We start from the raw sequence: 12,799 nt of genomic DNA on the forward strand, positions 1-12,799 counted from the left end.
ATAAAATAATCAAGCACAAGGCGCGTGGCATTTCTAGCCACTCTCTCTTGATTATTCAAGCGAATTGTTGCAACAATGGGGGGCTAACCATTAGAAAATACTTAGGAAGACAGATGAGCGAACAGATGACAAAAGAAGCAAAAAATCGCACCACCGCCGAACAAGGTAACGAGTCGGCCAATCACGGCAACAGCCGGCGGCAGGATGAGATGAATAAATTCCAAAAAATGGCCGACCAATGGTGGGACCCCAATGGTGCCTTTCGCCCGCTTCACGAATTAAACCCGGTGCGTGTCGATTACATCTTGGCGCAATGGCGGCAACATCAGGAGCAATTAAGCGCACAAAACGATAAGGCCGGCGACAAACCCAACCCCGCCGCCAACCATTCGCTGTCGGGCAAAAAAATTCTGGATGTTGGTTGCGGCGGTGGATTATTGGCAGTAGCATTAAACAACTTGGGCGGCGATATTACCGCCATCGACGCCGAGGAAACCACCATCGGCGTTGCCCGCGCCCACCAAGAAAAACATAAATTAAACGACCGATTAACATTTTCGCAGGCCAGCCCCGAGGATCTATTGCAGGATAAAAAAAACATTGCCGCCTTTGACCTGGTGCTGGCGATGGAGGTTATCGAACATGTGGCGCACCCCGCCGATTTTGTCGCGACATTAAAAAAATTGGTTAAGCCAAACGGCCTGGTTATTTTTTCGACCATCAACCGCAACCCGCAATCTTTTTTATTGGCTATCATCGGCGCAGAATATGTGTTGAATCTGTTGCCGCGCGGCACGCACCAATATGAACAATTTGTTCGGCCGGAGGAGCTGAGTGGTTTTTGCCGCTCTGCCGGCCTGAAGCCCCGCGACGCCACTGGCTTGGTTTACAATCCGTTGCTGAAAACCGCGAAGCTTGCCAAACATAACCTCAAGGTTAATTATTTTTTAACCGCCACGCTCTAAAAAAAATAAATAGCAACAGGCTTGCCAGCAAACAAATCATATAACATTAACCGGTGGTCGCGATGAAACAAACCATCCAACCCAACACAGCTATTTTGTTGGCTATCGCGCCGGCGGTGTTTTTGGGCAGTGATACGTTGTTTGAACAGCTGGAACGGGTGGTTCTGACGCCCGATAATTTGTTCGACGCGCCGCTGGATAACCTGTTCGCGGGTGATGTGCTGGATAAATTTATAAAAAAAACCGCCGCGCCCGATAACGGCGCGCAATTTCCCTTGCCGTCTTTTTATGATTTTTTAACCCTTAGCCTATCGCACCTGCCCTACCTTGCGCCGCAACAATTGGTCGCCCTGCCGCAACGTTTTCCCTTGCCGCCAATAACCCAAGACAAAGCAACCAGCCGCAATAATAAAAAAAAATATCACCTTCTGCCCTTTCAAGAATCGCTTATCACGCGATGGTTGACGCCGCACCCGGCTGTCAACAAATTCTTAATCATCATGATGGCCGGGCTTATCATTCGCGCCTTCACCGCCATCGACCCGAAATCGATTATCGATGCCAAACCGCGCGCCGCGGTAACGCAATGGCGACGCCAAGCGATTGAACAATTGCGCCGCGTCGTCCAACAACGCATTGCCATGCCGCACCAATATTTATTGTTTGGCCGCGCCCATCAGATTTATCACTTAACCGCGCTCCACCAACAGCTCGCCCTCACCAACCTTGATAATTACGACCGTATCGAGGAATCACTCGCCGCATCGCATGGCCGGAAATTATCACCGCAGAAAATAAAAAACCTATTGCCGCATCGCTTGCCGGGCTCATTCTGGTTGCAAAAAAAACGCATCCATTATCACCTGCTGGAATTGCAAACCCTGCCGCGCCAATTATGCCTGCCCCTGCCGTCGCCATTTTTAACCCTGGTCAATTTGGCCAGCCTGACCCATTGGTTAATCAACGACACGGGCGAGGTGCCCGAACAAATTGTCCAAGACACCATCGACGATTGGCGGCAGGAATTATTAACTGCTATCGATGAAAAAAATCAAACGCGGCTTTATGACCATTACCCGGTGTATGGCGAGGTTTTGGAAAAAATTGACGGCCAATTAAAATCGATAAAAACCATAAAAATAAAAAAATCAAAGGCCGGTGCACCCAATTCACCACCGCGCGATAAAACGAACAATGATAAAACCATCCACCCCCTGACATTAAAGGATAACCGCTTTATTCTTTCGCTGGCCGGCGCCAACGCCATCAAGCATAAAAAAGAAATAACCCACAACCCGCTCAACCTGATAACATATTTTCTCGGGTTTTTTACAACCCCGCCATCGCCATCATCTTATATTTTGCCGTGGCAGAAATCGGCCTTTGCCCTGCCGACCATCATAGGGGGAAAGCAAGCCTTGGCCAGCAATATCAGCAATCACTTGATGATGACGTTCGATGTTATCTTCAAAAAAAAATCCTTCATCGAATCGGGTGTTTGGCTGTCGCCCGAGCCACACAAAAAAAGATTATCAGCTCTGCTTGCCCTCCTGCCAAAAATTGGCGCAAAAAATTGGACGAGCAATCTGGCAAAAAACATTTTGCGAAAACCCCGCCCGTCTCATTATTACATCGACAACAGCTTACAATTGGGCGGCAGTCCCCTTGCCCAACCAACGTCGCAAGCAACTGGCCAACCAACGGCTCGGCCAACGTTGCAACGAACCACCGCGTCGGCCAGCTATCTATTGCCGCGCCGCATGACCTTGCGCAATCTTACAAATCCAATAAACCCGTTAAATCCCGGGGCATGGCGTTACATCCGCTGTCAGAAATTTTTATTACCGGCCGGCGATATGTTGTATAGCAAAAAAATTCTCAACCTGCCGCGCCGCCACGGCAACCGCACCATCAGCATCGAGCGACAACTTTTTATGCCGCGCCATAACCGCGACGCTGACTCATCCTATGGCGGCGAAAAAAAGCCGCAGATTTATTTAAAAGCACAAGAAAAAATTATCGCCCCGGGCGGCATTGATTTTATGCTGTTGTTGCCGCTGTCGCCATCGATTAAGGCTTTCGGGCGGAGCGATTCGCTCATCCACGAATTGGAGCAACATTGGCAACGGCCGATGAAAAAAAACGACCTGCGGCCGCATGGCGGCGGCATTATCGAACCGCTCATCCCCCACGACAACCCCGATGATAATTTAAAAGATAAAATAGAATCCCTGCAGGAGGTTTTTTTGCAATCGCCCGACAAACCGGGTGGCCGGTTGGTATCGCGCGGTGCAACATTGTCCCTGACCAAGGGGGTGTTCTTAAATGACTTTATGGAGGAACCCTGCCAGGTGATTATGCTGTCCGGCCAAACCACGCCGGGCGAGACCATCATCAATTGGGTGTTGGAATTGGTGGCGTAAAATAATTTTAGAAAATGATTCCTTGTTTTTGGTAAGTTAATTTTATAGCTGTTCTATGCGCAGGTATTATGTTTTGATGTGCAGGATTTTGTATTTTCTTATGTATATTAATTAAAATATTATTATCTTTAATTTGACCTTTTTTTTCCCATAGCTTGATTTTATCAATATCAGAAACAAAAATTTGTTTAGAATTTACACAACAACGTTCCGCAAAACCAAAATCGCCTTGATTAAATAATATACATTCTGGTTCAAAGTGTTGATGCTTATCGACTTGGGTTGTAGTGGTTATCAACAACCCTTTGTTAAATTTTTCTAAAATGCCAACAAAAATAAACCATCGAGCATATCCGCTGGACGGTGGCGAAACCAAGCGCATATCCAGCTCGCTAGGCTTTATAATTTCACCAACGAGCATTATCTTGTTTCTAAATAAGCGTAATAATTCTCTGGAACATCCTTTTCAAACTCATCAATATATTTCATTTGAGCGCGCTTCACCGCCGCACCTCGATTTTTCCATGCTTTAGACCATGCTTTAATTTCTTCGTGAGCTACTTCTATGTAGCTTTCGGTAGCTTTCTTTTGAAGCAAGAACAGCCAGTTATCAATAATTTTTTGCTGGCTTTTTGAAATATAATCCATGTCAGGCTCGCCTATATTTTCTATCAATTTTGAATCTTTATAACCGCTAATAACTTTATATTGATTTGTTCCATTATTAACTTTTATTTCATCATATAAAGACGATGGAACGGGGCCATTTTGCAGGGCATAATAATCGCCAATATCAAGCGCAGGAACGCCAACCTCTCTAAGATGTTGAAAATCATAAAGAGCTAATAATTTATATAATTTCATTGAAGTAATATGCTCGTTATGTTGAGCCTTATACTCTTTTGCAATATAACAAATTATATTATTAAGGATAAATCTTTTATATTCGTTCATTTTTTTGTTCTATATAATAGTTAAATATAGATATATTATATCTTTTTATAGACAAATTCGTCTAAAAAAACAATAAAAATCCGAAAAAACACAATTTTTGTTAATAGCTGTATATTTTATATTATGACAGCCAGCAATTTTTTCATTCGTAAAATAATTTATTTTATTTTGCCTTCTAACTCGGCGATGCGTTTTTGCAATAGTTTTATTTCTTGCAACAATGGGTCGGCGCCGGCCGCGGTTGTGCTCGGCGTGCCATAGGCGGAGAAGGAATCTTTCTGCGCCCCTTTATCCGATAATTTTTCCACCACCTTGGCCGGAATGCCCACCACCGTGGTATATGGCGGCACGTCGCGCACCACCACCGCGTTGGCACCAACCCGCGCGCCCTGGCCCACCGTAATTGGCCCCAAAATCTGCGCCCCCGAACCGACGATAACATTATCGCCCAGCGTCGGGTGGCGTTTTTGGTTGCGTTGGGTTTCGGCATTAACCGACGGTGATACCCCGCCGAGTGTAACATCGTGATACAAGGTTACATCATCGCCAATTATCGCGGTTTCACCAATCACCACCCCCATGCCGTGGTCGATAAAAAACCTTTTGCCAATTTTTGCCGCCGGGTGGATTTCAATCCCACTCCAAATACGGACAAACAGCACAATTAATTTTGGCAAAAATTTTAAATGGCAACGCCACAACAGGTGGTTCAAGCGGTGCATCTTCACCGCATGGTAATTGTGGAACAGCAAGATAACCTCCAACCGGCCGCGCGCCGCCGGGTCGCGGGCGATAATACTATCGACCTCTTGGAACAGCCACCAAAGAAATTTTTTACGCGGTTTTTTTTCTGCGCTACGTGATTTTTTCATCGCCGCACCATCCTTTTATATTATTGATTTCGTTACAAATCCTCGATTCATCCTGTAGCTTTATTACCGATTGAAAGCAATAGTAACAATCGCCTGCGATTCTCAACGCCTTATGGTTGATTAAGCCGTAAATGCCAAAAGCTATAAAAAACCTTGCCAAAAAAATATGGCTATTCTATAACAAAAATCTGTAACGCAAGGAAGAAAGGTTATCCCACCATGTTAGAAGTTGTGATTTATGGGCCGGAGGGCCGATTGGAAGGTCGCTATATGCCGGGTTTGAAACTTGACTCGCCCTGCGCCGTGTTGTTTCACCCCAACCCCGAACAGGGCGGCACCATGAACAACAAGGTTATTTTTAACCTTTTCCATTGTTTTGTTAAGCAAGGCTTCCATGTGTTGCGTTTTAATTTTCGTGGTGTCGGCAAGTCCGAGGGCACCTTTGCCAAGGGCGAGGGCGAATTGACCGACGCCGCCGCGGTGCTGGATTGGATGCAACAGCACCACACCCAAAGTCGCCGTTTTTGGATAGCCGGTTTTTCGTTTGGCGCGTGGATCGCGCTCCAGCTTTTGATGCGCCGCCCCGAAATTTTTCGTTTTATCGCGGTCGCGCCACCGGTCAATCTTTATGATTTTTCGTTCCTTGCCCCCTGCCCGACCTCGGGTTTAATTTTGCAGGGCTCGGCCGATAGCATCGTCCCCTACCAAGACCAAGAAAAACTGGTCAGCAAATTACAAAGCCAAAAGGGTATCAACATTCAATATGAATTGGTGAAACGCGCCGACCATTTTTTCAGCAACAACATGGCGGCCTTGCAACGCCTCAGCAACCAATATATCGCCCAAGAAAACGCCATCGAGGAGGTTTTTGCCCCACCGCCCGATGTGATGGATAACGAGGACGATTATTACGAACAACTCCATAAAGAAACCAGCGATAATGACGATGACGATTAATATTGTCAGGCTTTCTACGGCGTCGCTATCCCCCTCCCCTGGCATGTTAACAACCATGCGCATCGGCCATTACCAACCAGCCAAACATTATAACCAACTGACCTAGTGCAAAAAAAGCGCGCGGTTGTGTTTTGGCAAGAATCGCCGTAAACACCGCGATGGATAAAAAATATAACATGAGCAAAAAAGAAAACGACAGCAACAAAGGCAAAACTGCCGACGGCAAGGATATTATCCCCTCGGTCGGCATGGGCGGCGGCATGGTGCAGGGGATTTCGCCCATCGCCCTGGGCGATGAAATGAAAAAAAGCTACATGGAATATGCTATGAGCGTGATTGTCGCCCGCGCCCTGCCCGATGTGCGCGATGGTTTAAAACCGGTGCACCGCCGTATTCTTTACGCCATGAATGAAAATGGTTACGATTGGTCAAAACCATTTCGCAAATCGGCGCGTATCGTGGGGGAGGTCATGGGTAAATACCACCCGCACGGCGACCAATCGATTTATGATTCGATGGTGCGCATGGCGCAGGATTTCTCACTCCGCCTGCCGCTTATCGCCGGCCAGGGGAACTTCGGCTCGCTCGATGGTGACCCACCGGCGGCGATGCGCTATACCGAGGCACGGCTCGCCAAGTCGGCCGAAACATTGCTGACCGATATCGACAGCGACACGGTCGATTTCGGCACCAATTACGACGATTCAATGCCCGAACCGTTTGTTTTGCCGGCGCGGATTCCGAACCTGCTGGCCAATGGCGCGTCGGGCATCGCGGTGGGCATGGCGACCAATATCCCGCCGCATAATTTGGGCGAGCTGTTGCGTGCCCTTATCGCGCTGGTCAATAATCCGCAACTTTCTGACGATGAAATTAAAAAAATTGTCCCGGGCCCCGATTTCCCAACCGGCGGTTTGATTATGGGGCGCGAGGGCATCGACCAATCATTTGCCACCGGTCGCGGTTCGATTAAAATGCGCGGCCGCGCCACGATTGAAACATTCGGCAAGGACCGCGAGATGATTGTCATCACCGAGGTGCCATACCAAGTCAACAAGGCAACGATGATAGAAAAAATGGCCGAGCTGGTGCAGAATAAGGTCATCGAAGGGGTCAGCGACATCCGCGATGAATCTGACCGCACTGGCGTGCGCGTCGTATTGGAAATTAGAAAGGACGCCACGGCGCAGGTCATATTGCAACAGCTGTATAAATTTTCGCCGCTCGAAACCAGTTTTGGCGTCAACATGTTATCGCTGAACAATGGCCTGCCCGAAATGTTGCCAGTGCCGCGCGTCCTGCATCGGTTTGTCGAATTCCGTGATGAGGTTATCCAACGGCGTAGCCGGTTTTTGCTGGGCAAGGCGCGGGCGCGGGCGCATATCGTTGCCGGCCTTATCATCGCCACCGACAATATCGATGAAATGATTGCGATGATAAAATCATCGAAGGACGCCGAGGAAGCGCGGGTAAAAATGACAACCAAGCAATGGTCGGCCGACGCCGTGGTGCCATTTTTAAAATTGATAGACAAGGCCGATAAGAACCTCGCCGGCACAAAATACAAATTGAGCGACGAGCAGGCGCGCGCTATTCTTGACCTGCGCCTGCAACGCCTCACCGCGCTGGAAAAAGACAAATTGGGCAACGAGATGAAGGAATTGTCGGATAACATCAACGCCTATGAAAAACTATTGGCCGATGAAGCCGCGCGCCGTGCCGTAATGGTCAAGGAGTTTGAAGAATCGCTGGCGGCCTTCGCCACGCCGCGCCGCACCGCCATCGTCGCCAAGCAAGAGGATGTGGAAATAACCGACCTGATTGAGAAGGAAGACATGATGGTCAGCGTTACCTACGGCGGTTACATCAAGCGCGTGCCGCTCGATTCCTATCGCACGCAAAAACGCGGCGGCAAGGGCAAAATGGGCATGACGACTAAGGAAGATGATTTCGTGTGGAAGGTTTTTGTCGCCGACACCCACACCGACATGCTGTTTTTTTCGTCGAGCGGTCGGTGCTACAAATTAAAAGTCTACGAAATCCCCGAGAGTTCGATGGCCAGCAAGGGCAAGTCCTTGGTCAATATCTTGCCGTTGGCGGCGCGCGAACGCATCACCACGGTGCTCGCCCTGCCAACCGACAGCAAGGATTGGGAAGATAAATTCATGGTGTTTGCCACGGCGTCGGGTTATGCGCGGCGCAACCTGCTGTCGGATTTTGCCGACGAGCGCAAGGCCGGCAAGGTCGCAATGAAATTGGACGACGGCGATAGTTTGGTTGGCGTGTTGATAGCCTCGGCCGAGCAAGATATTTTCCTCGCCACCGAACAATCATCGGCCATTCGCTTCCCGATTTCGCGGCAGAGCGAAGACGGCGATGAAAAGGGCGTGCGGGTTTTTTCTGGCCGTGCGTCCAACGGCGTAACGGCTATCAAATTAGCAAGCGGCGACCGCGTGGTGGCGATGGATATTATGAATCGCGGCGAAGAAGATTCCGAAAAACGCGATGGTTACTTGGCGGTTGCCAATGCCAAGGCGCGATTAAAGGACAAGGATTACGCCGCGTCTGGGTCGGAGGATGCAACCCGCGACAAGGCCAAGGTGGCAGAATTCGATAAAACATTATTCAGCAAAATGGCGGCCGAGGAACAATTTGTCCTGACCATCAACGAGGCGGGGTTTGGCCAATTATGTTCGTCATATGATTACCGCACCACCAACCGCGGCGGCAAGGGTATCAGCAACATGGATAGCGGCAGTAAAATTATCGACGCCTTCCTTATCAGCCCGAAAGATGACGAGGTGATGATTGTTACCGACGGCGGGCAAACCATCCGTATCCACACCAAATCAATCCGCCGCGTGTCGCGCAACGCCAAGGGCGTGAAATTAGCTAGCCTGGACAGCGAACAAAAAATTGCCTCGGTCGCCCATATTAGTTATATTGGCGAAGAAGAAATTGAAAACGACAGCGACGATAAGGGCGACAACCAACCCAGCGCGAAGCCAACCGAATAAACCAAGCCAACAGCAAGATGAAAAAAGCGGTTTACCCCGGGACGTTCGACCCCATCACCCTGGGGCATCTGAATGTTTTGTCGCGCGCCACCAACCTGTGCGACAATTTAATCGTCGGCGTCGCCGGCCACAGCGGTAAGGCCACGATGTTTTCATTGGCCGAACGGGTGGCAATGGTCGAGGCATCGTTAAAAAAATTAGACCCAGCGGTGGTAAAAAAAATAACCGTGCAACCGGTCGATGGGTTGTTGATAGATTTCATGAAACGCGAGGGTGCCGGCGTTATTATTCGCGGCCTGCGCGCCATCAGCGATTTTGAATATGAATTTCAATTGGCCGAAATGAACGCGCGGTTGGATAAAAACATCGAAACCATTTTTTTAATGGCGGGCGAGGGCCACCATTTTATTTCATCGCAATTGGTCAAACAGGTTGCATCCTTGGGCGGCAATATTGCGCCATTCGTCGGCCAAACCATCGCCGACATGATTAAGAAAAAGTTGCAGAAGTAGTTTTTAAAAATGAAAAAAATAATACAAAAAATAATAATTAATGCGCCATGCAACAACGTATGGCAAGCCGTGGTGGTAAAATCAAATTATAACAAATGGGCAAGTGCTTTTAAAGAGGGGAGCAGTTTTGAGGGGGATTTTGTTAAAGGCGCGACTATAAAATTTTTTTCTGAGCAAGATAACAACAACGAACCGAGTTATGCGCTAAAAAGCACCATCGCCGAATGCAAGCCCAATGAATTTATTTCTATCCGCCATGACGAATGGGCGGGCGCGTATGAAAACTATAGTTTCAAAAAAATTACCGACCAGCAAACCGAATTCATGCTTGAGCTGGATTGTTTGGAAGATTATTACGACATGATGAATAAAATGTGGGGCGAGGCCTTGCTAAAATTAAAATCAGTCGCCGAGGGTTTGTAATCCTCAATTATTTTTTATAATCGTTGTTATTGTATCGGCAAAGCCCAACAGGTCGAACAACTCCATCATGTCGGGCGGTGGGGATTTTAAAAAATGCAATTCCTTGCCACCGCGCGGGTGGGTGAAACCCAATTCAAAGGCATGTAAACATTGGCGCGGAAAGCCCATCAACCCCATCGCCGTTGCGCCGGTGGTTTGTTTGCTGGGTTGCCGCGCCCGCCCGCCATATATCGCGTCGCCGACCAGCGGGTGTTTCAGGTAAGCCATGTGCGCGCGAATTTGGTGGGTGCGTCCGGTCATCAACCGGCATTCCAATAATGAAACATCGTCGTCCTGCGCTAAAATCCTGTAGTGGGTTTCGGCAACGCGGCCGCCCTTTTCCACCGGCACAATTGTCATCTGCAATCGATTATTTTTATTGCGCCCCAGCGGTTGGTTGACAATGCCGATGTTGCCCGCCGTCGCCGGCAATGCCACCCGCCCCCAGGCCAGGGCGATGTAACGCCGCCGAATATTCCGCGCCGTGAAATCGCGCGTTAATGATTGGTGCGCCATGTCGTTTTTGGCAATCACCATCAGGCCAGATGTGTCCTTATCCAACCGGTGCACAATGCCCGGGCGCATGACGCCGTTGATGCCAGACAGGTGTTTGCCGCAATGGTGGAGCAAGCCATGCACCAGCGTGCCGGTCCAATTGCCGATGCTGGGGTGCACGGTCAGGCCGGCCGGTTTGTTCAACACCAAAATATCTTTGTCTTCAAAAATAATATCGAAATCCATTGCCTCGGGCGTTAAATCCAATTGGCGCGGCGGCGGCACCACCAGGGTGATTCTATCGCCGGCCTTAATTTTTTGGTCGGGGTCGCGCGCCGGCGCGTCGTTCAACAATGTCGCGCCGTTTTTAATCCACCCTTGAATCTGGTTGCGGCTGACGCCGGCCATGTCGGGGTCGGTCACGGCCACGCCGACCAAAAACTTATCGAGCCGTTTTTGGCTGGGCGGCAATTTTTCCACCACGTAGTTTTTGGTAACGGCAACCTTGCTGGCGGCATTGTCTGGTTTGGTATCGGGCATGAAACCCTTATAGCATAGTTGCTATTTTTATCTGCCATAGATTATTATGGGATCTACATGTTTTATAACATCTTCAGGCAAGCCCCAACTTTTATACATTGTCCTAATAAAGGCAATAAATATAATTTCGACTAAATTGCTAATATCTTTCTCGCTAATTATATTCTTATTTTTTTTATATTGCGCTCGACTTTTAGAACTGTTTGGGCTGTAATGAGAAAATAAATTTCTAACTTCTTTAATATAGCGTCCAATGTTTTCTAATTTTTTATCTTCAGAAATATTATTAAAATCCTGTAAATTATTTAAAATATTAATAAATTCTTTTGTTAAATCATCATCCCTTTTAAGTATTTTGCTAAAAAATATATTCGGGATATTTTTATCATCACCCTTCGATTTTTCCCAGTTCGATTTTTCCCACTGCTCAATTGCGGCAAAAAATAAAACTATCTCTTGGTAACATTTGTAAATGCTACCACCCTCAATATAATAATTGCTTATATGATTATATAAAACCTTTATAACAAGATTATAATCTTGTTCATAAAAATCCACCCATTGACTAAAAATTTTCTGAAAGTTTTCTTTCATATGTTTATTATCTAAAAAGTAATTATGCTGTCTTATTTCTCCTTTTTTTATATCATTAATTATATTTTTAGAATTTGTGATATTAAAAATAACAGAGTATTTTTCTTTGTCATTATGTAGAATAATTTCTATAGGCCTAGATATTTTTAAAATTAAAAAAGTAAAAAAACTCCGCAAGTTAAATATTAATTCTTTGTATTCATCGAATGTCGCGGTTTCCTTTTCTAGAAATAAATAGCAATGTTCTTCTTGCATAATATCAAGGCGGAATTCATTATGTTTGTCTAAAATTGGTATAATCGCATTTGCTAATTCATCCTTAAATTCTTCTTTTCCCACAAACTCTTGCTTTAAATTAATTTTAGAATAAGATTTGACTTTGCCAAAACCTCTTAAAAGCTCAATTTTAAAACCATTTGAGTTTATAGAAAAAATTTGTTTCTCTAGATAGTGTGTTTTATGGGGCGCGTCTAAAAACGCCTTATCTAAATAAGCAAGATTAAATTGGCATTTCTGAAAGGATTGTTCTTTATCAATATGTCCCCCAAATAAAATCGCATCACAAAAAATATATTCATTAAAAAGATAAACAATATTTTTAATAGATACGAGCGTAATCTTTAGTCCGTCCATAAAAGATGTATTGCCAAAAGTAAAAAGCGTACCGAACATCACATCAATATTAAATTGAAATGTATTTTCATTTTGGCTGACATAAGCAGATGTTCTACTAAAATGATTGGATTTTTGATTGTTATGAATTTTATCATACAATTCTTTTATATGCGTTGGTTGTATTAACTCAAATCTAATACCTTTTTCAGGGTTATATTTTAGCAACCCAAAAAACTTTTTATCTTCCTTGTCGGGGAACCAGAACTCTCCCTTGCCCTCATAAGATTCTAAGGCGTTAAAATTTTGCATTTTTATAATATAAAGAGATTCACTAATAGTAGCAATACCGGTTCCAGGCCACGGCACTTGATTTTCGGGTCAAGTTTGCTTATC

11 protein-coding genes are annotated in these 12,799 nt (G+C 46.4%); 6 read left to right on the plus strand and 5 right to left on the minus strand.

Annotated features, from left to right (window positions below; genetic code table 11):
* The first annotated feature begins 125 nt into the window (after positions 1 to 125).
* Positions 126 to 965 carry a bifunctional 2-polyprenyl-6-hydroxyphenol methylase/3-demethylubiquinol 3-O-methyltransferase UbiG gene (ubiG, locus tag QM529_02725; GenBank protein MDI9313577.1) on the plus strand — a complete coding sequence of 280 codons (840 nt, stop codon included), beginning with the start codon at positions 126 to 128 and terminating at the stop codon, positions 963 to 965.
* A gap of 62 nt (positions 966 to 1,027) precedes the next feature.
* Positions 1,028 to 3,388, plus strand: a complete 2,361-nt coding sequence (locus QM529_02730; GenBank protein ID MDI9313578.1) for a hypothetical protein — start codon at positions 1,028 to 1,030, stop codon at positions 3,386 to 3,388.
* A 7-nt stretch (positions 3,389 to 3,395) separates the two neighbouring features.
* Here QM529_02730 and QM529_02735 read toward each other — a convergent pair whose 3' ends face one another.
* The 3 genes from QM529_02735 to cysE form a co-directional block, all read right to left on the minus strand.
* Positions 3,396 to 3,809, minus strand: a complete 414-nt coding sequence (locus tag QM529_02735) for a hypothetical protein (protein MDI9313579.1) — start codon at positions 3,807 to 3,809, stop codon at positions 3,396 to 3,398.
* Complete coding sequence (locus tag QM529_02740) at positions 3,809 to 4,342, minus strand: Panacea domain-containing protein (GenBank protein MDI9313580.1); 534 nt, start codon at positions 4,340 to 4,342, stop codon at positions 3,809 to 3,811. Before QM529_02740 ends, QM529_02735 begins: the two co-directional genes overlap by 1 nt.
* Positions 4,343 to 4,500: 158 nt before the next feature.
* Positions 4,501 to 5,214 carry a serine O-acetyltransferase gene (gene cysE / locus QM529_02745; GenBank protein ID MDI9313581.1) on the minus strand — a complete coding sequence of 238 codons (714 nt, stop codon included), beginning with the start codon at positions 5,212 to 5,214 and terminating at the stop codon, positions 4,501 to 4,503.
* Positions 5,215 to 5,433: 219 nt separating this feature from the next.
* Between cysE and QM529_02750 the strand changes: the two genes are divergently transcribed.
* The 4 genes from QM529_02750 (at position 5,434) to QM529_02765 (ending at position 10,123) form a co-directional block, all read left to right on the plus strand.
* Positions 5,434 to 6,171: an alpha/beta hydrolase gene (locus tag QM529_02750; protein ID MDI9313582.1), complete on the plus strand. Its 738-nt coding sequence runs from the start codon at positions 5,434 to 5,436 to the stop codon at positions 6,169 to 6,171.
* A 176-nt stretch (positions 6,172 to 6,347) separates the two neighbouring features.
* Complete coding sequence (gene gyrA / locus QM529_02755) at positions 6,348 to 9,188, plus strand: DNA gyrase subunit A (protein MDI9313583.1); 2,841 nt, start codon at positions 6,348 to 6,350, stop codon at positions 9,186 to 9,188.
* 17 nt (positions 9,189 to 9,205) lie between these two features.
* Entirely contained in the window at positions 9,206 to 9,700 is a 495-nt protein-coding gene (gene coaD / locus QM529_02760; GenBank protein MDI9313584.1) for a pantetheine-phosphate adenylyltransferase, read from the plus strand.
* A gap of 9 nt (positions 9,701 to 9,709) precedes the next feature.
* Complete coding sequence (locus QM529_02765; GenBank protein MDI9313585.1) at positions 9,710 to 10,123, plus strand: SRPBCC domain-containing protein; 414 nt, start codon at positions 9,710 to 9,712, stop codon at positions 10,121 to 10,123.
* A gap of 3 nt (positions 10,124 to 10,126) precedes the next feature.
* Here QM529_02765 and QM529_02770 read toward each other — a convergent pair whose 3' ends face one another.
* Complete coding sequence (locus QM529_02770) at positions 10,127 to 11,197, minus strand: RluA family pseudouridine synthase (GenBank protein ID MDI9313586.1); 1,071 nt, start codon at positions 11,195 to 11,197, stop codon at positions 10,127 to 10,129.
* Positions 11,198 to 11,224: 27 nt separating this feature from the next.
* Entirely contained in the window at positions 11,225 to 12,715 is a 1,491-nt protein-coding gene (locus QM529_02775) for a hypothetical protein (protein MDI9313587.1), read from the minus strand.
* Positions 12,716 to 12,799 lie beyond the last annotated feature (84 nt).

It is taken from the genome of Hydrotalea sp., assembly GCA_030054115.1.
Taxonomy (GTDB): domain Bacteria; phylum Pseudomonadota; class Alphaproteobacteria; order JASGCL01; family JASGCL01; genus JASGCL01.

Excerpts from the sequence above, each read along its gene's own strand:
- QM529_02750 (MDI9313582.1), top strand. The coding sequence starts at position 5,434 with ATGTTAGAAGTTGTGATTTATGGGCCGGAGGGCCGATTGGAAGGTCGC.
- QM529_02770 (MDI9313586.1), bottom strand. The coding sequence starts at position 11,197 with ATGCCCGATACCAAACCAGACAATGCCGCCAGCAAGGTTGCCGTTACC.
- QM529_02765 (MDI9313585.1), top strand. The coding sequence starts at position 9,710 with ATGAAAAAAATAATACAAAAAATAATAATTAATGCGCCATGCAACAAC.
- ubiG (MDI9313577.1), top strand. The coding sequence starts at position 126 with ATGACAAAAGAAGCAAAAAATCGCACCACCGCCGAACAAGGTAACGAG.
- cysE (MDI9313581.1), bottom strand. The coding sequence starts at position 5,214 with ATGAAAAAATCACGTAGCGCAGAAAAAAAACCGCGTAAAAAATTTCTT.
- QM529_02775 (MDI9313587.1), bottom strand. The coding sequence starts at position 12,715 with ATGCAAAATTTTAACGCCTTAGAATCTTATGAGGGCAAGGGAGAGTTC.
- QM529_02735 (MDI9313579.1), bottom strand. The coding sequence starts at position 3,809 with ATGCTCGTTGGTGAAATTATAAAGCCTAGCGAGCTGGATATGCGCTTG.
- coaD (MDI9313584.1), top strand. The coding sequence starts at position 9,206 with ATGAAAAAAGCGGTTTACCCCGGGACGTTCGACCCCATCACCCTGGGG.
- gyrA (MDI9313583.1), top strand. The coding sequence starts at position 6,348 with ATGAGCAAAAAAGAAAACGACAGCAACAAAGGCAAAACTGCCGACGGC.
- QM529_02730 (MDI9313578.1), top strand. The coding sequence starts at position 1,028 with ATGAAACAAACCATCCAACCCAACACAGCTATTTTGTTGGCTATCGCG.
- QM529_02740 (MDI9313580.1), bottom strand. The coding sequence starts at position 4,342 with ATGAACGAATATAAAAGATTTATCCTTAATAATATAATTTGTTATATT.